The following is a 20,566-nucleotide window of genomic DNA, read 5'->3' as shown; positions in this document are numbered from 1 at the left end:
CGCACTCCCTCACCGAGATCCGGTCGAGCCAGATCTGATAGACCGTTAGATCTGATGCACCGTCATATTCTTTGCCCGCATTCTTGGCAAGATCAAGAAAAGTGTCACGGAGGTACGGGTATGAACTCGAACACCAGGCCGCTGCCGCCGGCCTCGGCCACCGCACTCGCCGAGCTGATGGCCGGCAATCTGCCCGGCCCCGACGACGTGACCGCGGAGGCGCTGGACCTCGCCGACCGGGTGCGCGATCTGGTCGAGGCGGTGGTGTGGACGGACGTGGACGCGGCGGTGCGCGCGGACGCCGCCCGCCGGGTCGCCGAACTGACCGCGCTGCTGAATGCCGCCCGGCGCCCGCAGGCGGTGTCGCTGATCCGGCATCCGAACGGCCGGCTGGAGCACCTGACCCAGATGGGCTCGGGTCGGCTCAACCCGCAGGCGCCCAGGCTGATCTTCGAGGAGGTCGAGCCGAGGCCGGACCCCACGGCCGACCCGGAATCGGTGGAGATCCGCGCGCACTGCACGCTGACCGCGGCCCACGGCGGGCCGCCCGCCCGGGCGCACGGCGGGATCGTGGCGGTCGTGCTCGACCAGTTGCTCGGCGTCGCCGCGTCCGCGGCCGGGGCGCCCGGGCTGACCGCCGGGCTGGACATCCGCTACCGCCGGGCCACGCCCTACGACGTGCCGCTGGAGCTGACCGGTCGCTGGACCGGTCGCGAAGGGCGCAAGAGCTTCGCGACCGGTGAGATCCGCGCCGACGGCGAACCGACCGCCGAGGCGACCGCGGTGTTCATCGCGGAACGCCGGTCCTGACCTGGCCTGCGGCCGGTCCTGCGGTCACACCACCACAGGGGCGGCCTGCGTCTCGCTCACCATGGGCCGTCCGGCGGCCTCCCACGCCAGCATGCCGCCGTCGACGTTGACCGCGTCCCAGCCCTGCTGACCCAGATAGTGGGTGACCTGGGCGGATCGGCCGCCGACGCGGCACATCACGTACACACGCGTGTCGTGCGGCACCTCGTCGATCCGCTCCAGGAGCGTGCTCATCGGGAGGTGCCGGGCACCGGCGACATGACCGGCGTCCCATTCGTGCACCTCCCGTACGTCCAGGACGAAGGCGTCGTCAGGGACCGCGGCGGCGGGCACGGCCGGCGGGGGCGACAGGTGCATCGAATCTCCGGGAGGTCAGGCGTCCGGAACCCGTCCGGCCGCGCTCATCGCACATTGTCGGCCATCGGCGCCGTGCACACGTGCCTCGAAAGAGCGAACCACCCGGCCCACGCGCACGACACGCGGCCGAAATGACGGCTGTGTGCCACCGGGCGAGCAGGATGGGCGAGCGGCGAGGGCCGCAACCCTCCCGGGCCGGCCGACGCCCATCCGGCCGGCCCGGGAGGGTCGCCGGCGCGCCGCGATCCGCTCGGCGCGGCCCCGCCGGGAGCCGCCGGACGGGCCGGAGCAGCGGTCAGGGATCGACCAGCGTGCCGAGCACCTTCTCCTTCTCCGCGATGTCGTGCAGGAGCTGATCGGCCAGGTGCTCCAGCAGCCCGTCGGGGTCGTTCGGCGCGAGCTGGAGCAGCTGCCCCATCGCGCCCTCCATCAGCTGATCGCGCAGGCCCGCCAGCTCGGCCCGCCGGTGGGTGAGCCAGGCCAGCCGGCTGCGCAGCCACTGCCCCCGACTCTCCGCGTCCGGACCGATCGCGCCCTCCGGGGAGGTGGCCCATTCCGTACCGAGAGCGAGCAGCTCGGTCACGTCGCCGCGCGCGTAGGCGGCGTTCACCCGGGCGATGAAGGTGCCTCGGCGCTGCTTCTCCTCGGGATCCTGGACCAGGTCCGGGTGGGCCCGCCGGGCCAGCTCGCGAAAGAGCTTGCGCGCCTCGGCACCGGGGCTGACCCGGTGCACCTCCGGCACCGGCATCGGCTCTTCGGCCGCCTCGCCGGCGCCGCCCGACGCCCCGCCCGACCCCCCGCCCGCGCCGTCGAGGGCGCCCAGCAACGAGTCCAGGTCCGGCATATCCGTGACCACACCACGCAATTCGACCGCGCGCCGGATGTCCGTGGGATCGCCGGTGTGCGCCGCGATCGCCTCCGCGATCAGCGCGTCCAGCTCGTCGAGTCGCTCGTACAGCGGTCCCAGTCGGCGGTGGTGCACGATCGCCAGGTTGTCCAGCTCGACCTGAAGGGTCGTCACATCCACTTCGTCGTCGAGCAGCGCGGTCTCCGCGGCGGCGACCTGTCGTTCCAACTCGGCGATTTCGGGGTCCGACCAGGGGGTCGGCGCGCTGACCTCGTCCATCACGTCCCTTGTGTGCTGTTCTGTTCCCGCGCGACACCGGCCGGCGGGCGCGTCTGCCGGACTTTGAAGATCAAATCACTCGCAACACCCCCCAGCAGCCTATGTGGTAGGGCAGCATGGTCAGGCCGTCCCTGGCCAGTCGATCCAACAAAGCAGTTGGCTAGAGGGGATAAGATCCAGCCATGCCGCCCGACACCGCACGCACCCGAGCCAAACTTCTCGACGCCGCCCGCGCGGAGTTCGCCGAGCACGGCATCGCCGGCGCCCGCGTCGACCGCATCGCCCTGCGCGCCGGGGTGAACAAGGAGCGCATCTACGCGTACTTCGGCAACAAGGAGCAGCTCTTCCAGCACGTGCTGACGGAGTCGCTCCAGGAACTCAACACGGTCGTCACGATGCCCAACGACGACCCGGCCGAGTACATCGCCCAGGTCTACGACTTCTACTGCGCCCGCCCGGAGCTGCTCCGGTTGCTGGTGTGGGAGGCGTTGTACTACGGCCACGACCCGGTTCCGGACGAGGAGCGGCGAGTCACGAGCTACGCCGCGAAACTTCAGGAGTTCGCCGATCATCTCGGCGTGAAGCCCTCGCCGGAGGTCGCCCAGCTGCTCTTCTCGCTCATCGGCGTCGCCGCCTGGCAACAGACGATGCCGCAGATGTCGCGGGTACTGCTGGGGGCCGACTCGGAATCCGAGGAGGCCCGGGCGAACCGGCGCAAGCACCTCATCGAGTTCACGCGAGCGTCCATCGCGTCGATGAAGCAGTCATAGGCGCACGGCCGGATGAAGGGTCCACCCTTCATCCGGCATGCCCACGCAATACCGTCCTTCCCATGACTCCCCCGGGGAAGGCGCACCCGAGGTCCTGCTCGTCCCCGCGGATCCCCTGAACCCCCGTCGCACCGACCCGCACTTCGTCCCCGAGGCAACGGCCGCGCTCGCGTCGGGGATCCCGGTGGCGCGGGTGGACCACGAAGCCCTCGTGCGCGGCGACGCGCACGAGGCGCTGCACCGCGCGTGCCCCACGATCGGGGACCGCGCCGGCGGCACGGTTGTTCGCCGGCCGCCCGTGACCCTGGGTCAGACCCCGGTCTCGGCCGGCAGCCGCCCCGATCGCACGGCCGCGAGCAATTGTTCGTGGTCGGCCTCGGTGCGATCTGCGTAGCGCACCGCGAACCGCGCGAACGCGTCGTCCAGCCGGTCGCTCTTGCCGCAGTAGCCCGCGAGCACCTTGGGGTCCACCGAGTGACTGTGCGCGCGGGCCAGCAGCGCGCCGGTCATCCGGGCGTAGTCGTCTATCTCGTGCGCCGCCAGCACGCTCGGGTCGATGCTCCCCTTCATGTTGCGGAACCGGCGCACCATGTACGCGCGCCCGTCGATCGAGGTCCACCCGAGCAGCGAGTCGGTACCGGCCTGCATCCATTTCTGGCCCACCACGACCCGGCGCCCCTCGTGCTCGACGTGCGCGGGCGGCAGATACGGCGCGAGCGCCGAGGGCCGGGCCTCCTTCACCTGGAGCACCAGCGGCTCGTCACCGTTGCCCAGCAGCAGCACCACGTAGGCCCGGGTACCGACGCTGCCCGTGCCCACCACCCGAAACGCCACGTCCTCGATCGCGAACCGGGCCAACAGCGGCCGGCGTTCGGTGGAGAGCGTGTCCACATAGCTCTCCAGGCCGGCCGCCACCGCGTGGGCGAGCGCGTCGTCCACCGCGGTGAGCACCGGCGGCTCCGGAACGAAGTGCCAGGTGCCGTCGGAGCGCCGCCGGGTCGCCTTGGCCGCGAACCGGGCGCTGGTGTTGCGCCGGGCCTTCGCGGTGACCTGGGCCAACAGACCGGACAGTTCGGCCGCGTCCGCGTGCGCCACCAGCGACTCGTCCGCGATCGCGTGCCACGCCTGCAACACCGGCATCTTCGCCAGCACCTTCATCGTCTTGCGATAGGAGGCCGCGGCGTCGTAGGCCGCCCGGTGACACGCGTCCGCATCCAGACCGCCGACCCGGCCGGCCACCACGAGCGAGGCGGTCAGTCGTTTCAGGTCCCACTCCCACGGGCCCTGTACGGTCTCGTCGAAGTCGTTGAGGTCCATCACCAGCCGGCCCTCGGCGGTGCCGAACACCCCGAAGTTCCCGGCGTGCGCGTCACCGCAGATCTGCCCGGTCAATCCGGTGACCGGCTGCGCCGCGAGATCGGCCGCCATCAACCCGGCCGAGCCGCGCAGGAACGCGAACGGCGAGGCCGCCATGCGGCCGATCCGCAGCGGCACCAGGTGTTCGAGCCGGCCGAGGTTGGCCCGCTCGACGCTCTCCACCACGTCGGGCCGGTCCACCGCGGGTTCGAAACTCGCGTGCGCGGCCCGCGACACCCGCTCGCGCAGCCCCTTGCCCAGCGCCTTCGACGCCACATCCGACCTGTCCCGAAAACCCGGAACGATGAATTCCCGCCCCACCGAAGTCCCCGACATGTACCGATCCTCCCCGGATCAAGCGCACGGCCCACCACCACGACACAGCCGGGCTCCCCCGGCCGGAGATACAGAAAGGCCCCAGGTCGATGACCTGGGGCCTTTGCTCGGTGCGCGAGGGGGGAGTTGAACCCCCACGCCCTTTCGGGCACTGGAACCTGAATCCAGCGCGTCTGCCTATTCCGCCACCCGCGCGAGCAATCAAAGATTAGCACGGGCTCCAGGCCCGATACGAATCCATACCCGCAGGCCCCACCGCTCACACCATGAGCATCCGTATGGACACCCACAGCAACCAACGGTTCATCTTTGTGGACCGGGATCCCCACGACCCCCGCCTCTCCGGCATGCTTGCCCTGCACCGTACGGTGAACGGGCTTCGACCCCGGCCACGCACACGGTCGCGGCACAACTACTGCAAGCGAGCCACGGAGGGGGCAACAGGGTGTAGGAATCCCTGTGAAAGCCAACACTCCTTACAGTGGCCACGGTAGGGAACCGCGCCCGTTTCCCACGCGTGGATACGATCAGTGAGCAGACTGTAGGACCGGACCGGCCGATCGCGTACGGAAGGAGGTGCCCGTGGGTCCCCTGAAGAAGTTCGAGCAACGGCTTGAGGGCCTGGTCAACGGCGCCTTCGCCAAGGCGTTCAAGTCGGATGTCCAGCCCGTCGAGATCGCCAGCGCGCTCAAGCGCGAGTGCGACAACAACGCGACGATCTGGAACCGCGACCGAACCATGGTCCCGAACGACTTCGTCGTCGAGCTCGGCCAACACGACTATGAGCGCCTGAGCCCGTACGTGCAGCAACTCGGCGGCGAGCTGGCGACCGTGGTGCGGGACTACGCGCAACAGCAGCGCTATTCCTTCATCGGTCCGGTCGAGGTCCACTTCGAGCATGCCGACGACTTGGACACGGGTCTGTACCGTGTGCGCAGTCAGGCACTCGCGGGCAGTCAGTCGCACGAACTACAGCAGCCCCCACAACAACCGCCCTTCCCGGGCGGGGGGCCGCAACCGGAGCAGCCACCGCAGGGTTACGGATACGGTCGACCCGGCGGGCCACCCCCGCCCGGGGTGCCCGCACCACCGCCCTTCGGTCCGCCCGGGACCCCGGGAACGCCGACGCCTCCCCGGCCGCAGCCGGGGGAGCAGGCCGCCTACGGCCAGAATCCGCAGCCCGCACCACGGCTGCGTACCTGGCTGGAGGTCAACGGGGTACGTCACGAGCTCACTGCCCCGGTCGTGAAGTTGGGCCGCAGCACCGATGTGGAAGTTCGCGTGGACGATCCGAGCGTCTCGCGGCACCACGCCGAGATCCGCATCGGCGCTCCGGCGTCGATCACGGACCTCGGTTCGACCAACGGGATCGTCGTCGACGGCCAGCACTGTCAGCGTGCCGGTCTGCGGGACGGATCGCGCATCGTGCTCGGCAGCACCACTGTCGTGTTCCGCCAAGCCGAGGGGTGACAACGGGCGCATGTCTGAGCTGACCCTCACCGTTATGCGGTTGGGTTTCCTCGCTGTGCTGTGGTTGTTCGTGATCGTCGCCGTACAGGTGATCCGTAGCGACCTCTTCGGCACACGCGTGACCCAACGACCCGCGCGGCGCAGAACCGCCGCGCCCGCCGCCGGTGGAGGAGGTGCCGCTCCGCCTCAGCAGGCGCAGCCGGCCCCGCCCCCGCAGCGGCAGCAGGCCCGGCCCCGCCGCGGCCAGCGCAACAATCCCAGCAAGTTGGTGATCACCGAGGGCTCGCTGACCGGCACGACGATAAATCTGACGGATCAGCAGATCACCATCGGCCGGGCGCACGACTCGACCATCGTGCTCGACGACGACTACGCGTCGAGTCGGCACGCCCGCATCTACCCTGCGCCCGACGGCAGCTGGGTGGTCGAAGACCTCGGGTCGACGAACGGTACCTACTTGGACCGTACGCGCCTGACCGGTCCGACCCCCGTACCGCTCGGAGCGCCGATCCGTATCGGCAAGACCGTTATCGAGCTGCGCAGGTAGCCTGAATGAGCCTCTCTCTCCGCTTCGCCGCCGGATCCCACAAGGGCATGATCCGAGAAGGCAACGAGGACTCCGGCTACGCCGGCCCTCGCCTGCTCGCGGTCGCCGACGGCATGGGCGGGCAGGCAGCGGGCGAAGTCGCCAGCTCCGAAGTCCTGTCCACCATCGTCGAACTCGACGAGGACGTGCCCGGAGCCGATCTGCTGGACGCGCTGCGTTCGGCGGTCGATCGCGCCAACGACCGACTGCGTGTGATGGTCGACGACGACCCCCAGCTCGAGGGCATGGGGACCACGTTGACCGCGCTGCTGTGGACGGGGAGCCGACTCGGCCTCGCCCACATCGGCGACTCCCGTGCCTACCTCCTGCGTGACGGCGTCCTGGAACAGATCACCCAGGACCACACCTGGGTGCAGCGCCTGGTCGACGAGGGCCGCATCACCGAGGAGGAAGCCGACCACCATCCGCAGCGCTCGCTGTTGATGCGTGCCCTGGACGGGCGCGGCCACGTCGAGCCGGACCTGTCGGTGCGCGAGGCCCGCCCCGGCGATCGTTATCTGATCTGCAGCGACGGCCTGTCGGGGGTGGTCAGCCGGGAGACCATGGAGGCCACCCTCCTGACCTACGCCAACCCCGGCGACGCGGTGCAGGAGCTGATCCAGCTCGCGCTGCGCGGCGGCGGCCCCGACAACATCACCTGCATCGTCGCGGATGTGGTGGACCCGGCCGATCAGCCCTCCGACAGCCCGATCGTGGTCGGCGCGGTGGCCAGCGTCGTGGACGACACCACGACACTGCCGACCACACCCGCCTCCCGGGCCCGCGAGTTGACCGCCGGCGAGTACGAGACCGAGGCCCTGGTCTCCGAGCCGGGCAGTCGGCGCAAGCCCAAGCCGAAGTCCACGCTGCGCCGGACGCTGCCGATCTGGGGCGGGGTCGCGGTGCTCGTGGCCGCTCTCGGCGGCGCCTACTACTGGACGCAGACGCAGTACTTCGTGGCCGACAAAGGAGACCACGTCGCGATCTACCGGGGGATCGACTCCAAGATCCTGGGCCTCAACCTCGCGAGCACCTACCAGAGCTACGACGAGCTGAAGCTCACGATGATCGGCCAGACCAACCGGGACGCGGTCAACAGCACGCTCGACGCGGCCAGCCTGACCGAGGCCCGGCACACCATCGACCGGCTCAAGCGGCAGGCCGACGTGTGTCGCAGGGCGTATGCGGCGGACGACGCGAAGAAGGCGATCGAGGGCAACCCGGGCGCCCAGCCCGCGGGCAGCGTGGACACGTTCCCGCAGCAGAACCCGGGCTTGCCGGCCGCGCTGCAGACCAACGCGCCGGTCGCCAAGCACACCCCGACCACCGCATCGCGAAGCACTCGAAGCTCGTCCACGGCCGACCCGGGATCCAAGGGCCGCGGTGCCACGGCGACCAGCCCGACCGCACCGACGAGTTCGGCGCCACCGAGTTCGCCGCCGCCGGCCGCGGTGCCCGAGGCGCCCGGATCGAAGCTCTCCGCCGAAGAGGCCGACCTGGCCAAGCAGTGCTATCCGCGACTGCCCGGAACCACCGGAACGAACTGAGGGGAGCGCCGTGAGCAACACGACGATCACCCCCCAAGCCGCACCGAATCGCCGCAACACCGAGTTGATGATGCTCGGCTTCGCGGTTCTGGTGCCGATGCTGGCTTATGCCAACGTGGGACTGGCGGGGGACGGGTCACTGCCGGTGGGGAGCCTGGTCAAGTACGGGCTCGGCCTGGGCGTCTTCGCGGGCCTCGCGCACCTGTTGGTGCGCAAGTTCGCGCCGTACGCCGACCCGCTGCTGCTGCCGTTGGCCACCTTCCTCAACGGCATGGGCCTGATGTTCATCAATCGGCTCGACCTGGACATCGTCAAGGGGGTCGGCCTCCCCGGCAACCTCAAGGGCACCGCGGCGGCCGGATCCCAGCTGATGTACTCGGCGATCGGTGTCGCACTGTTCGCGGTCGTGGTGGTCGCCTTGCGCGACCACCGTCTGCTGCAGCGCTACACCTACACGTTCATGGCGTTGGCCCTGGTACTGCTGGTGTCCCCCATCCCGTTCCCGGGTGACACGTACGGCGCCAAGATCTGGATCCGACTCGGACCGTTCTCGATCCAGCCCGGCGAGTTCACCAAGATCGTGATCACCATCTTCTTCGCGGGCTACCTGATGGCCAAGCGCGACGCGCTGGCGCTGGCCAGCCGCAAGGTGATGGGCCTGTACTTCCCGCGTGGCCGGGACATGGGCCCGATCATCGTGGTCTGGTTGCTGAGCATCCTGATCCTGGTCTTCGAACGCGACCTCGGTACCTCGCTGCTGTTCTTCGGCGTCTTCGTGGTGATGCTCTACGTCGCCACGGAGCGCACCAGTTGGCTGCTGTTCGGTGTCGTGATGGCCGTTGCCGGCGCGGTGGTGGTCGGCACGCTCGAACCGCACGTGCACGACCGGGTCGCGGCCTGGATGGACCCGATGGACGCGTACGCGAACCCGGCACCGGGCAAGTCGCAGCAGCTGGCCCAGGCACTGTTCGGTTACGGCACCGGCGGCCTGCTCGGCACCGGTCTCAACCAGGGTCACCCCACCGAGATCGGTTTCGCGGCGCGCAGCGACTTCATCCTCACCACAGTCGGTGAAGAGCTGGGTCTCGCCGGAATGATGGCCATCTTCATGGTGTACGCCCTGCTGATCGAACGCGGCCTGCGTACCGCGTTGGCCGCTCGCGATCCGTTCGGCAAACTGCTCGCGGCGGGCCTGTCGATCGCGCTCGCGCTCCAGGTCTTCATCGTGGCCGGCGGTGTCACCGGACTGATCCCGCTCACCGGTATGACGATGCCCTTCCTGGCGCAGGGTGGTTCGTCCGTGATCACCAACTGGGCCCTGGTGGCGATCCTGATCCGGATCAGCGATACGGCCCGCCGACCGGCGCCACCGCCCGGCGCGTTCGACCCGAGCGAGGGCGTCGCACCCAGGCGCGGCTCGCGTGCCTCGGGCCGGGGCGACACGCCCGCCGCCGGCTCCACCCCGCCGCCGCCGAGTTCGACACCGGCCGAAGGCTCCGCCTCCCCCGAGGCGCTGACGGTCGCGGGCGGGGTGCCGAGCGCACCCGGCGGGCCGGCACCCTCGGGCGGATCCCCGACGCCACCCAGACCATTCGTTCCGCCGCCGAGTCCCGGCGGCGGAACGCCATACGGCCCACCGGGCCAGAGCGGCACCGGCGGGCAGAACCCGTGACCGCCGCCGCAACGCACGCCCAGGGGAGGGACATACCGTGAACAAGCCTTTGAGGCGGGTCTCCGTCTTCTGCCTGATCCTGGTCGCGGCGCTGATGCTGCGGGCCAACTGGGTCCAGGTCGTCAAGGCCGACGACTACGCGGACAACAAGAACAACAGACGCGCGGCGTACGAGAAGTACTCGCACCCACGCGGCGACTTCCTGGTCGAGGGCAAGCCGATCACCAGCTCGGTCAAGACCGACAATCGGCAGTACGAGTACCTGCGCAAGTACGAGTTCGGCCCGATGTACGCGCCGATCACCGGCTTCATCTCGCCCTACGTCGGCAGCAACCTCCTGGAGAACCTCGAGGACGACATCCTCAGCGGCAAGGACAGCCGGCTGTTCGTCCGCAAGGTGCTCGACACCGTGACGAACAAGGGCACCCGGGGCGGCAACGTCGCGCTGACGATCAACGCCAAGGCCCAGGAGGCCGCGTTCAACGGCCTCGACGGCAAGACCGGCGCCGCGGTCGCGATCGACCCCGACACCGGCAAGGTGCTCGCGATGGCCAGCACGCCGTCCTACGACCCGAACGCACTTGCCTCCAACGACCGCAACGCGGCCGCGAAGGCGTACGACGAGCTGACGTTCGACAAGGACAAGAAGGACGACAAGTTCGACCCGAAGAAGCCGATGGACAACCGGGCGATCCGGTACACCTACGCGCCCGGCTCGACCTTCAAGCTGGTCACCGCCGCGGCGGCGCTGTCCTCGGGGCAGTTCAAGCCGGAGACCGTGCCGAACGTCCCGCTCGTGGGGGGCAAGCTGTTCTACCCGAACTCGACCCAGTTCCTCCCGGACTCGCACCCCACCGAGTGCGCCGGCGCAACGTTGCAGAAGGCGCTCGAACTGTCCTGCAACACCGTGTTCGCCAGCGTCGGTCAGCAGTTGTCCCAGGAGAAGGTGAAGGCCCAGGCCGACGCCTTCGGCTTCAACAACTTCGGCAAGGGCACCAACCAGAACCCGTTGGACATCCCGAGCCGGGTCTCCCCCAGCGTGTTCCCCGCCGGGCTGGACCAGGGCCAGCTGATGCGCTCGTCGATCGGCCAGGACAGCGTGGCCTCGACCCCGATGCAGATGGCCATGGTCGTCGCCGGGATCGTCAACAACGGCAAGGTGATGAAGCCCTACGTCGTCGACGAGTTGCGTGCGCAGAACCTCTCGGTGCTGGAGAAGACCCAGCCGCAGGTGGCGAACCAGGCCATCACGCCCGAGGTCGCGCAGATGCTCCAGGACATGATGAAGGGCGTCGTCGAGAACGGCACCGGCAAGTCGGCCCGGATTCCCGGGGTCACCGTCGGCGGCAAGACCGGCACGGCGCAGCGCGGGGTCAAGAACAGCGAGCCGCCCTACGCGTGGTTCGTCTCCTACGCCAAGGGCGCCGACGGCAAGAAGGTCGCCGTCGCGGTCGTGGTGGAGGACAGTGACGCCGAGCGCAACGAGGTCAGCGGCAGCAGCCTCGCCGCTCCGATCGCCAAGGCAATGATGGAAGCCGTGGTCAAGAAGTGAGCCATGGCCTGCAATCACACCGATAGCAACTCCGACCACTACTGCAATCAGATACCGACGTGTCCTGGTGACTCGGGTGTGACGACGACCCGGGCCGTCACACCGGTACCGTGTCGGAGAACGTGCCGGACCGGTCGGGCAACCGCCCCGGTCCCGGCCGGCCGAAGACCGAAGGCCGTGGACCGGTAAGGGAAGGGCTGGAAGTTATGGAAGAGCCGCGTCGCCTCGGCGACCGGTACGAGATCGGCGCGGTCCTCGGCCGTGGTGGCATGGCCGAGGTGTACATGGGCCGTGACATTCGTCTGGGACGCAGTGTGGCGGTCAAGACACTGCGCGCCGATCTCGCCCGTGACCCTACGTTCCAGGCCCGGTTCCGCCGCGAGGCGCAATCCGCCGCCTCGCTGAACCACCCGGCGATCGTCGCGGTCTACGACACCGGCGAGGACTACATCGACGGGATCTCGATCCCGTACATCGTGATGGAGTACGTGGACGGCTCGACGCTGCGCGAGCTGTTGCACTCCGGTCGCCGGCTGCTGCCCGAACGGGCGCTGGAGATGACGGCCGGCGTGCTCCAGGCTCTGGAGTACAGCCACCGCAACGGAATCATCCACCGCGACATCAAGCCCGCCAACGTCATGCTGACGCGGCAGGGCACGGTCAAGGTGATGGACTTCGGCATCGCCCGGTCCATGGCCGACAACGGCATGACGATGACCCAGACCGCGGCCGTGATCGGCACCGCCCAGTACCTCTCCCCGGAGCAGGCCCGCGGCGAGACCGTGGACGCCCGTACCGACCTGTACTCCACCGGCTGCCTGCTCTACGAGCTGCTCACCGAACGCCCGCCGTTCATCGGCGACTCGCCGGTCGCGGTGGCCTATCAGCACGTCCGCGAGGACCCGCTGCCGCCGAGCACCTTCGACCCGGAGGTCTCGCCGACGATCGACTCGATCGTGCTCAAGTCGCTGGCGAAGAACCCGGACAACCGGTACCAGAGCGCCGACGAGATGCGAGCCGACATCGAGCGGGCCCTGCACGGGCTCCCGGTGGGCGCGCCGAGCGTGATGGCCGCGCCGATGGGGGCCGACCCGGCGACGCAGTACCTGCCGCCGACCGCGGGCGGGGCGACCCAGGTCATCCCGGCGCACGGCCGCGGGCCGAACACCGGGCAGTACGAGCTCGACGACAACGATCGCCACCGGGACGAGCCCGGGAAGTCCCGCGGCGGCGCGTGGATCCTGCTCGCCCTGGCCTGTATCGCCGTCCTGGTCGCCGCGTTCTTCGTGGGCAAGACCCTGATGGGCGACGGCGAGGACAAGTCGGCGAGCACGCCGACGCTGGTCGGGAAGAGCCTGGACGAGGCCAGAACGGCGGTGGAGAACGCCGGCTTCAAGATCAACTTGAACGACGATCCGTCGAAGTGTCCGCCGGGCGCCACCGGCACGAAGGGGAACATCTGCGAGCAGACCCCCAAGGCCGGCACGAGTGCCAAGAAGGGCGACACGATCCAGGTGTGGGCCTTCGGCGGCCCGAAGAAGACCACCGTGCCCACCGGCCTCAAGGGTCTGTCCGAGGAAGAGGCCACGGCCAAGCTCAAGGCCGCGAACCTGGTGGCCGAGGTGACGCGCAGCCAGACGCTGACCAGCTGCCAGCGCGACACGGTGTGCTCGACCAGCCCCGACTCCGGCACCGAGCTGAACGAGGGCAGCACGGTCAACCTGACGATCTTCAGCGGCAAGCAGCAGGTACAGGTGCCGAGTGTGGTCGGGCTCTCCTACGAGGAAGCCAAGGCCAAGCTCGAGAACCTCGGGTTCAAGGTCACCAAGTCGCCCGACCAGTACTCGACGGACAAGCCGGTGGGCCAGGTCATCAAGCAGAGCGAGACCGCGAACTCGAAGATCAACGAGGGCAGCACGGTCAACCTGACGGTGTCCAAGGGCCCGCAGCCGGCCAGCACATCGCCGCCGCCCCCGACGGGCAACCCCGGCGGCAACACCGGCGGCACCACGTCCCCGCCCCCCTCCGGTGACAACCGGGGCGGTGGCAACCCGATCATGGGCGGCGACCTCCGCGGCGGCCACGGCAACTGGCCCAACTGAGCCGAGCGTCACTCCACACCGAGGCCCGAGGCCCCGGAAGCGTTGCTTCCGGGGCCTCGGGCCTGTTCATTGCGCGGATATCGTGCACGTCCCTCGGCGGCGCGATCGGCGGGGCGACGCAGGAGCACCCGTCCCGCTCGGTGGCGCACCTCGCTCAGTGGCGCAGCGCCGCCGGCTTGGATTTGCCCTGTTTGGCGTCGGTGGCGGTGAGTTCGCCCCAGTAGATCATCCGGTTCCGGGAGGTGAACTCCGGATCGCACGTGGTCAGGGTGATCAGCCGACGACCGGCCGGGCCGCCCAGGTCCGGCGGTCGCGCGGTGAGCACCGAGCCGTTGGAGGGCTTGGTGATGAACGGGCCCTTGACGATCGTGTAGGTGAACCACTGGTTCTTGGTCTCGACGACCACCTTGTCGCCCGCCCTGAGCTTGTTGAGGTACCGGAACGGCTCACCGTGTCCGTTGCGGTGCCCCGCGAGCCCGAAGTTGCCCGGGCCACCGGGGCCGATGTAGGGCGGATAGGTGTAGTGGCCGACGCCCTTCGACAACGATGCCAGGCTGGATCCCTCGATGATCGGCTGGGCCCAGTCCGAGCCGAGTCTGGGAATCCACAGGATGGCCAGCGTCTCACCGCGAATACTGTACGAACCGGGCACCCGCTGGCCGTCCTTGCCACCGTCGACGCTGACGTCGGTGGGGCCGTCCACGACGTCGCTCGGCGGCAGCGCCTCGGGCACCGCAGACTCCGGCGCGGAGACCGGCGCGGGTGCCTTGGCCCAGTTCTTGCGCAGTTGCTCCACTTCGCTGCGGGCCTCGGCCCGGGCCTCGAAGTTGGTCCAGTAGAGCTGGTGGACACACAGCAGCAGACCGACCAGGCCGAGTGTCAGGAGGAGTTCCGCCCCGACGCGAATCGTCTTGCGTACAACGCCCATGAGCCGACAGCTTGGCATAGCCAAGCAGTTAGGTCAGGTCCCGGAGACCGGAATGTGATGCATCCTCACTTGGCCGCGGCGAGCAGCGCGTCCGGTTTCCCCTGCGACCGGGGCCGCTCCTCCTCCAGATGTCCCCAGACGATCAGCCGGTAGGTCGACGCCCCATCGGGGGTACACGTGGTGAGCGTGATGTACCGGCCGGCCTTCTTGTACGGCCCCTGGTCCGGGATCGGGTCGATCACCTCGATGTGCTGCGGCGAGGTCTGCGGCAGGTCGGCGTCGACGGTGTACGTGAAGTACGTCGTGGCGGTCTCCACGACCAGCTTGTCGCCGGGCTTGAGCTTGTTGATGTAGCGGAACGGCTCACCGTGCCCGTTGCGGTGTGCGGCCACCGCGAAGTTGCCCTGGGCATCCCACGGCATCGCCGTCTGCGGGTCCGTGTAATGGCCCACCAGGCCGTTGTTGAGCACCTTGGCCCGATCGGTGCCCTCGGCTATCGCCTGCTTCTCCATCCCGATCCGGGGGATGTACAACAGCGCGAACCCCTTGTTCGGCGCGACGAATTGGCCGGGGTTGCGGGGATCCACCGCGGCCGGGTCGCCCCAGCTCTGCTGTATGTTGTGCGCCGTGTCCCGGGCCTTCTCCTCCGCCACGATGTTCGTCCACCACTTCAGGTAGACCACGTAGAGCACGAGCAGCAGGCCCACCGTCATGGCGAGTTCGCCGACGAATCGGGCACCCGCGGTCAACACCCGCGAACCCATCGACGGCTTGGCGGCCCGACGTCGGGCGGCCCGACCGGCCCCCTCGGCGACCGCCGGGCCCGCGGGCGGCCGGCCGCCGGTTCGACCGGGCTTCCTCCGTTGCGCCTTGCGCCGGGCCGCCCGCCCGCCGGGGGTGCTCGAAGCCGCGGTCGTCGGACTCGACCGCACCGCCGGGGCGGGGGACGGGTCGAGCGCCGGTTCGACGACCGGGTCGAGCACCGGCCCGCCGATCGGTACCTGCGCGTCGACCCGAAACCACGCGTCCGGGCCGTCCGTCGGCTCGGCCGCAGACGGTCGAGCCGCGGGCACTCCCGACACCGGTCGAACGGCCGGCAACCCGGCCGCCCCCGGCGTCGCGGGAAACGACCGCGTCGGCGCGTCCGGCGGTGTCCCGATCGGAGTCTGCGCCCCGGCCGCGGCCGCCCGGCTCTGCGCCGCCCGCCGCCGGGCCGCGCGACCACCGGGCATCGGCTCGGAAACGGCGGGTAGGGCCGTGGTCGGCGGTTCCGCGAAGCCGGGCTGGACCAGGTCGCCCGAGTACGCTCCGGCCGCGTACGGGGCGATCTCACCGGATCCGTACCCGCTCTCGGGTATCGGGGCGGCCTCGGTCAGGTCGGGAGCGGCGTGCGCCCGACGACGGGAGCCAGTCCCGCCGACCGGGCCGGCGCCGTCGGGTCCCCGCACGTCACCAGCCAGTTCGCCAGCATCCGGTGGCCGTACTCCGTCAGCACCGACTCCGGGTGGAACTGCACGCCTTCGACCGGTCGGTCGCGGTGCCGCAGGCCCATGATCACGCCGGTCTCGGTCCATGCGGTCACCTCCAGTTCGGCCGGAATCGTGTCCGGATCCACCGCGAGCGAGTGATAGCGCGTCGCGGTGAACGGCGACGGCAGGCCGGCGAACACGCCCGCCCCCTCATGCACCACAGGGCTGGTCTTGCCGTGCAGGAGCTCGGGGGCTCGGCCAACGGTAGCGCCGTGCGCCGCCGCGATGGACTGCATGCCCAGGCACACCCCGAAAACCGGCACCCGGCCGCCCTCGCGACGGACCATCTCCATGCAGATCCCGGCACCCTCGGGCGTCCCGGGGCCGGGCGAGAGCAGTACGCCGTCGAACTCCTCGGCCTCTTCGACGGTCACCGCGTCGTTGCGTCGGACCTCGCAGGTCGCGCCGAGTTGGTACAGGTACTGCACGAGGTTGAAGACGAAGCTGTCGTAGTTGTCCACGACGAGAACGCGCGCGCTCATCCGGGCAGCCCTCCCGGCAGCGCCGCGGGGGAGGTCCCACCGGTCGCACCGGCCGGGAGCGGTGCGCCGCCGGGACCGGTGGTGTTCGTGACGTTCTCCTGATCGACCGTCACATCGCTGAACGGGAGCAGGGGTTCCGCCCACGGGAAGACCCACGTGAACAGCGCGTACACGATCGCCAACACCAGGAGCAGGGAGATCAACAGCTTCACCCACGCGTTTCCCGGCAGAGTGCGCCAGATCCAGCCGTACATCAGGCCCAGGCCCTCTCTCGCTCGCCGCCCGCGCGGCTCGACTCGCTCATCCCTGCAACGCCGCCGGCTTGCCCGCAGCCAACGGAGTACGCGACTCCAGGTGGCCCCAGACGATCAACCGGTGCGTGCTGCCGAACTCAGGTTCGCAGGTGGTCAGGGTGATGTATTGCCCGGGAGTCGTATAGGCCTTCTCCGGGACCGCGTCGAGCACGTGCACGTCCTCGGGGATGGTCTTCAGGACCGCCTTGTCACCGCTGAGGCTGACCGGCTTGTCGATCGAGTAGACGAACCACTCGGTGATGCCCTCGATCACGATCTTGTCGCCCACCTGCAGCTTGGGCACGTTCAGGAACGGGTCGCCGTAGGTCTTGCGGTGCCCGGCGATCGCGAAGTTGCCGTCCTCGCCCGCCTGCGCGCTGCCCTTGTACCAGCCCAGGCCCTTCTGCAGTTCCTTGGGCGTCACGCCGGGGCGGATCGTCTTGTACCAGTCGCTCCCGAAGCGCGGCACGTACATGGTGCCGAACGGCTCGCCGTCCTGGTACGGAGCCTGCTTGGGGGTCTGCGCGACCGGTGTGTCCTTGGGCATCGCCGCCACGGTCCGCTTGCGCGCCTCGTCGAGCTTGTGCATCTCGTCGGCCCGCGCCCGATCGGCCAGCACGCCGGTCCAGTAGAGCTGATAGACGACGAACAACAGGATGACGACGCCCAGCGTGATGAAGACCTCCCCGAGGCCCCGCATCGTGGTCCGCAACACTGCCGTCAGACTCCCCTCGGTTCACCGCTGCCGATCACGTCCCGGAGACTTTCGCATACTCCAGGCCGAGGGGGCCCGTATACCCCGGCGCGTCCAGGCGCTTCCTGTCCTCGACCTTCCAGCCGAGTCCGAACGCCTCGACGTAGTCGGTGTAGTTGGACACGCTCTTGCTCTGGTCCAACGCGCGCCGCAGGGCACCGGTGTCGCCCACCGCCGAGATCACGTACGGCGGCGAGTACACCCGACCGTGCAGGATCAGCGTGTTGCCGACACACCGCACGGCGGAGGTGGCCACGATCCGCTGGTCCATGATCTGGATCGCCCGGGCGCCGCCGCTCCACAGCGCGTTCACCACGCCCTGGATGTCCTGCTGGTGCACCACCAGGTCGTCCGCGGTGGGCTCGCGTACCCCGGGCACGCGCGACTTCGCGTCCGGCGGGGCGTCGGTCAGGGTCACCGTCAGCCCCTCCCCGGACACCGGGGTGACCCCGGCCGGATCCGCGACCGCGTCGATCCGACCGCGTGCCTGCGGGTCGTTGGCCTGCTCCTGCACCAGCGAGTCCACGTCCTTTTGCAACTCGGACAGATCCTGCTGGGCGCTCTCGTTGCGCCTGCCCTGGTCCCGGATCACATCGGACAGCCGAAGCATCTGCGCGTCGCTGCGCAGATTGGTGCCGTGCGAGGTGTCCGCGCTGATCCAGAACAGCAGCCCGGCCAGGGCGAACACCACAAGAGCGGACAACCGGGGTACGATCGCACGCCAAGTCGTTCCGAACGGCCGCATGGCGAAGATACGCACGTCGCCGTACCCTCCTTCCGGACCTGACAGCGACTACGCTAACCGACACATCACCGGATCGTGTCGCGTGTGCTGCGCACCCACTCGTCCGGCTACATCGACAGGAGAGACTCTCGTGCCGAAGTCCCGGATCCGTAAGAAGGACGACTTCACCCCGCCGCCGCCCAAGAAGACGACCATAAAGCTGGACTCGCGCCGCTGGGTGGCGCCGTTCATGCTGGCTCTCTTCGCGATCGGCCTGCTGTGGATCGTGGTCTTCTACGTGACCGACATGCGCTTCCCGGTCGAGTCCCTGAAGAACTGGAACATCGTCGTCGGCTTCGGCTTCATCGCCGCCGGCTTCGGTGTGTCCACCCAGTGGAAGTAGCGCATCGGCGCAGCTCAGCGAGTTTTCCCCGGAAGACTCCACAGAGTTATCCACAGTGGGGATAACCCGGCAGATCCTGTGGATAACCCTTCATGGTCCAACGAGCGACCGGGATGCGGGCAACGGCTCGCATCCCGGATTCATCACTTCGGGTCATTGGAATGATTCACTGAGTAACCGCTTGGCGGCCTGGGTCGTTCGATCAGGCGATCTGCGCGGTCCGGACCAGCACGATCACCACGATGACCGCGGACACCGCGAGCAGTGTCCCCACCTGGATCAGCGTGCGATTGCGCTGTGGTGCGTAGACCAGGCCGATCGCCGCGAGGGTGCCCGCGACGAGTCCGCCGATGTGCGCACGCCAGTCGATCGTGCCCATGTTGAGAAACGTGATCATCAGGTTGAGCGCGAGCAGGATGCCCAGTGGTCGCAGGTCGTACCGGAGTCGGCGGCCGAGCACGATCATCGCGCCGAACAGCCCGAACAGCGCCCCGGAAGCACCCAGCGAGCCCTGCCGCGGGTCGGCGATCAGGTACGACAACGCGGTGCCGCCGAACGCGGAGACCAGATAGAGGGCGACGAACCGGGTACGGCCGAGCGCGGCCTCCAGCGGAGGCCCCAGCATCCACAGGCCGACCATGTTCAACCCGATGTGCCACACCTGCTGATGCAGGAACGCCGCGGTGAGCAGGCGGTACCACTGACCCTCGGCGACCCCTTGCCACTCGCCGCCGTCGAAGAACCGGCCGACCAGGATCATCCTGTCGACGAACTTGTCGCCGACCACCAGGACCAGCAGGAAGACCGCGAGGTTGAGCCCGATCAGGGTCTTGGTCACGATCGCGTTCGCGGTCGCGGTCGCCACCCGGCCGCCCGCCACGGTGCGCGCCTCGCGAACCTGACGGGTGCCCTGCCGTACACAGTCCGGGCACTGGAAACCGACCGACGCGCTCACCATGCAATCGCCGCAGACCGGGCGCTCACAGCGGGTACAGCGGATGTTCGTCTCGCGGTCGGGGTGCCGGTAACACACGGGCGGACCGGCCGGTCCGGCCGTACCCGGTCTTTGTTCGTCGGGGCTCATGCTCACCTTCGGGCACGTGACGCGGGCCGGGACCCGAAGGCCCCGGCCCGCGTACTCGGGGTTCAGGACGTGACGGTCTCGACCTCGACGGTGTTGATCAGGACATCGGAGGTCGGACGGTCCCGCATGTCGGTCTCGGTGCCGGCGATCGCGTCGACGACCTTGCGGCTGTCCACGTCGGCGACCTCGCCGAAGATGGTGTGCTTGTGGTTCAGGTGCGGCGTGACACCCACGGTGATGAAGAACTGGGAGCCGTTGGTGCCCGGTCCCGCGTTCGCCATCGCCAGGAGGTACGGCTTGGAGAACTGCAGGTCCGGGTGGAACTCGTCGGCGAAGCGGTAGCCGGGGCCACCGGTGCCGGTGCCCAGCGGGTCACCGCCCTGGATCATGAAGCCGGCGATGACGCGGTGGAAGACGGTGCCGTCGTACAGCCGGTCGGTGGTCTTCTGCCCCTTGCCGGGGTGGACCCACTCGCGCCGGCCCTGGGAGAGCTCCACGAAGTTCGCGACCGTCTTGGGTGCGTGGTTCGGGAACAGCCGGATACGGATGTCCCCGTGGTTGGTCTTGATGGTGGCGAAAAGGTCCTCGGCCACTGGTGCGCCTTCCCTACGGTTACACGGACGGTCTTCTTGAATCCTCGAAATCCTCGCACGCCGCGGTCGGCTCCTGCCACGAGACCACCGCG

Annotated in this window: 19 protein-coding genes, 1 tRNA gene and 1 pseudogene; 9 read left to right on the top strand and 12 right to left on the bottom strand. The window is 69.2% G+C overall.

The window, feature by feature from the left end; genetic code table 11:
• The first annotated feature begins 120 nt into the window (after positions 1–120).
• Entirely contained in the window at positions 121–810 is a 690-nt protein-coding gene (locus ACZOOI_RS14345; protein WP_465280999.1) for a PaaI family thioesterase, read from the top strand.
• A 24-nt stretch (positions 811–834) separates the two neighbouring features.
• On the opposite strand, the gene ACZOOI_RS14340 is transcribed toward ACZOOI_RS14345, so the two are convergent.
• Entirely contained in the window at positions 835–1,167 is a 333-nt protein-coding gene (locus ACZOOI_RS14340) for a rhodanese-like domain-containing protein (protein ID WP_391587288.1), read from the bottom strand.
• A gap of 295 nt (positions 1,168–1,462) precedes the next feature.
• Positions 1,463–2,293: a hypothetical protein gene (locus tag ACZOOI_RS14335; RefSeq protein ID WP_465280998.1), complete on the bottom strand. Its 831-nt coding sequence runs from the start codon at positions 2,291–2,293 to the stop codon at positions 1,463–1,465.
• A gap of 182 nt (positions 2,294–2,475) precedes the next feature.
• Here ACZOOI_RS14335 and ACZOOI_RS14330 point away from each other — a divergent pair, with 182 nt between their 5' ends.
• On the top strand, positions 2,476–3,063 hold the full coding sequence (locus ACZOOI_RS14330) for a TetR/AcrR family transcriptional regulator (protein ID WP_391587286.1): 588 nt from the start codon (positions 2,476–2,478) through the stop codon (positions 3,061–3,063).
• Positions 3,064–3,372: 309 nt separating this feature from the next.
• Here ACZOOI_RS14330 and ACZOOI_RS14325 read toward each other — a convergent pair whose 3' ends face one another.
• Positions 3,373–4,755, bottom strand: coding sequence for a DUF2252 domain-containing protein (locus ACZOOI_RS14325; RefSeq protein WP_465280997.1), 1,383 nt, complete (start codon positions 4,753–4,755; stop codon positions 3,373–3,375).
• Positions 4,756–4,866: 111 nt separating this feature from the next.
• Positions 4,867–4,950: transfer RNA gene (locus ACZOOI_RS14320), tRNA-Leu, on the bottom strand.
• A gap of 387 nt (positions 4,951–5,337) precedes the next feature.
• Between ACZOOI_RS14320 and ACZOOI_RS14315 the strand changes: the two genes are divergently transcribed.
• The 6 genes and pseudogenes from ACZOOI_RS14315 (at position 5,338) to pknB (ending at position 13,684) form a co-directional block, all read left to right on the top strand.
• Positions 5,338–6,225, top strand: a complete 888-nt coding sequence (locus ACZOOI_RS14315; protein WP_465280996.1) for an FhaA domain-containing protein — start codon at positions 5,338–5,340, stop codon at positions 6,223–6,225.
• A gap of 10 nt (positions 6,226–6,235) precedes the next feature.
• Entirely contained in the window at positions 6,236–6,772 is a 537-nt protein-coding gene (locus ACZOOI_RS14310; protein ID WP_360311291.1) for an FHA domain-containing protein FhaB/FipA, read from the top strand.
• A 5-nt stretch (positions 6,773–6,777) separates the two neighbouring features.
• Positions 6,778–8,358 (top strand): PP2C family protein-serine/threonine phosphatase, encoded by a 1,581-nt coding sequence (locus ACZOOI_RS14305; protein WP_465280995.1) that lies wholly within the window; start codon positions 6,778–6,780, stop codon positions 8,356–8,358.
• A pseudogene (locus ACZOOI_RS14300) lies at positions 8,324–9,754 on the top strand (FtsW/RodA/SpoVE family cell cycle protein); the annotation flags it as partial. The gene ACZOOI_RS14305 and the pseudogene ACZOOI_RS14300, both read left to right, overlap by 35 nt.
• Before the next feature lie 313 nt (positions 9,755–10,067).
• A complete protein-coding gene (locus ACZOOI_RS14295; RefSeq protein WP_465280994.1) occupies positions 10,068–11,582 on the top strand; it encodes a peptidoglycan D,D-transpeptidase FtsI family protein in 1,515 nt (504 codons plus the stop codon).
• Positions 11,583–11,788: 206 nt separating this feature from the next.
• Complete coding sequence (pknB, locus tag ACZOOI_RS14290) at positions 11,789–13,684, top strand: Stk1 family PASTA domain-containing Ser/Thr kinase (RefSeq protein ID WP_465280993.1); 1,896 nt, start codon at positions 11,789–11,791, stop codon at positions 13,682–13,684.
• A 154-nt stretch (positions 13,685–13,838) separates the two neighbouring features.
• Here the strand turns inward: pknB and ACZOOI_RS14285 are convergent, their stop codons facing one another.
• The 6 genes from ACZOOI_RS14285 to ACZOOI_RS14260 all read right to left on the bottom strand — a co-directional run bounded on the left by ACZOOI_RS14285 (position 13,839) and on the right by ACZOOI_RS14260 (position 18,415).
• A complete protein-coding gene (locus ACZOOI_RS14285; protein WP_465280992.1) occupies positions 13,839–14,612 on the bottom strand; it encodes a class E sortase in 774 nt (257 codons plus the stop codon).
• A gap of 65 nt (positions 14,613–14,677) precedes the next feature.
• Positions 14,678–16,060 (bottom strand): class E sortase, encoded by a 1,383-nt coding sequence (locus ACZOOI_RS14280; RefSeq protein ID WP_465280991.1) that lies wholly within the window; start codon positions 16,058–16,060, stop codon positions 14,678–14,680.
• A complete protein-coding gene (locus tag ACZOOI_RS14275; protein ID WP_465280990.1) occupies positions 15,985–16,623 on the bottom strand; it encodes an aminodeoxychorismate/anthranilate synthase component II in 639 nt (212 codons plus the stop codon). Before ACZOOI_RS14275 ends, ACZOOI_RS14280 begins: the two co-directional genes overlap by 76 nt.
• On the bottom strand, positions 16,620–16,877 hold the full coding sequence (locus tag ACZOOI_RS14270; RefSeq protein ID WP_465281343.1) for a hypothetical protein: 258 nt from the start codon (positions 16,875–16,877) through the stop codon (positions 16,620–16,622). The genes ACZOOI_RS14275 and ACZOOI_RS14270 overlap by 4 nt, the downstream gene beginning before the upstream one ends.
• Positions 16,878–16,923: 46 nt before the next feature.
• Positions 16,924–17,631, bottom strand: coding sequence for a class E sortase (locus ACZOOI_RS14265; protein ID WP_465280989.1), 708 nt, complete (start codon positions 17,629–17,631; stop codon positions 16,924–16,926).
• A 34-nt stretch (positions 17,632–17,665) separates the two neighbouring features.
• Positions 17,666–18,415 carry a DUF881 domain-containing protein gene (locus tag ACZOOI_RS14260; RefSeq protein WP_396008162.1) on the bottom strand — a complete coding sequence of 250 codons (750 nt, stop codon included), beginning with the start codon at positions 18,413–18,415 and terminating at the stop codon, positions 17,666–17,668.
• Between the two features lie 130 nt (positions 18,416–18,545).
• Between ACZOOI_RS14260 and crgA the strand changes: the two genes are divergently transcribed.
• On the top strand, positions 18,546–18,797 hold the full coding sequence (gene crgA, locus ACZOOI_RS14255) for a cell division protein CrgA (protein ID WP_020557121.1): 252 nt from the start codon (positions 18,546–18,548) through the stop codon (positions 18,795–18,797).
• A 202-nt stretch (positions 18,798–18,999) separates the two neighbouring features.
• Here the strand turns inward: crgA and ACZOOI_RS14250 are convergent, their stop codons facing one another.
• Both ACZOOI_RS14250 and ACZOOI_RS14245 read right to left on the bottom strand, forming a co-directional pair.
• Positions 19,000–19,881 (bottom strand): rhomboid family intramembrane serine protease, encoded by an 882-nt coding sequence (locus ACZOOI_RS14250; RefSeq protein WP_465280988.1) that lies wholly within the window; start codon positions 19,879–19,881, stop codon positions 19,000–19,002.
• Between the two features lie 62 nt (positions 19,882–19,943).
• Entirely contained in the window at positions 19,944–20,474 is a 531-nt protein-coding gene (locus tag ACZOOI_RS14245) for a peptidylprolyl isomerase (protein ID WP_465280987.1), read from the bottom strand.
• Positions 20,475–20,566: the final 92 nt, after the last annotated feature.

Source organism: Embleya sp. L77, assembly GCF_055557415.1.
The sequence above is the reverse complement of the archived record's forward strand: the minus strand, read 5'-3'. Positions and strand labels throughout refer to the sequence as shown.

Bases quoted from the DNA above. Each gene is read 5' to 3' on its own strand.
- ACZOOI_RS14285 (WP_465280992.1), bottom strand. From the start codon at position 14,612: ATGGGCGTTGTACGCAAGACGATTCGCGTCGGGGCGGAACTCCTCCTG.
- ACZOOI_RS14340 (WP_391587288.1), bottom strand. From the start codon at position 1,167: ATGCACCTGTCGCCCCCGCCGGCCGTGCCCGCCGCCGCGGTCCCTGAC.
- ACZOOI_RS14330 (WP_391587286.1), top strand. From the start codon at position 2,476: ATGCCGCCCGACACCGCACGCACCCGAGCCAAACTTCTCGACGCCGCC.
- pknB (WP_465280993.1), top strand. From the start codon at position 11,789: ATGGAAGAGCCGCGTCGCCTCGGCGACCGGTACGAGATCGGCGCGGTC.
- ACZOOI_RS14275 (WP_465280990.1), bottom strand. From the start codon at position 16,623: ATGAGCGCGCGCGTTCTCGTCGTGGACAACTACGACAGCTTCGTCTTC.
- ACZOOI_RS14335 (WP_465280998.1), bottom strand. From the start codon at position 2,293: ATGGACGAGGTCAGCGCGCCGACCCCCTGGTCGGACCCCGAAATCGCC.
- ACZOOI_RS14260 (WP_396008162.1), bottom strand. From the start codon at position 18,415: ATGCGGCCGTTCGGAACGACTTGGCGTGCGATCGTACCCCGGTTGTCC.
- ACZOOI_RS14250 (WP_465280988.1), bottom strand. From the start codon at position 19,881: ATGAGCCCCGACGAACAAAGACCGGGTACGGCCGGACCGGCCGGTCCG.
- ACZOOI_RS14310 (WP_360311291.1), top strand. From the start codon at position 6,236: ATGTCTGAGCTGACCCTCACCGTTATGCGGTTGGGTTTCCTCGCTGTG.
- ACZOOI_RS14345 (WP_465280999.1), top strand. From the start codon at position 121: ATGAACTCGAACACCAGGCCGCTGCCGCCGGCCTCGGCCACCGCACTC.
- ACZOOI_RS14270 (WP_465281343.1), bottom strand. From the start codon at position 16,877: ATGTACGGCTGGATCTGGCGCACTCTGCCGGGAAACGCGTGGGTGAAG.
- ACZOOI_RS14305 (WP_465280995.1), top strand. From the start codon at position 6,778: ATGAGCCTCTCTCTCCGCTTCGCCGCCGGATCCCACAAGGGCATGATC.
- ACZOOI_RS14325 (WP_465280997.1), bottom strand. From the start codon at position 4,755: ATGTCGGGGACTTCGGTGGGGCGGGAATTCATCGTTCCGGGTTTTCGG.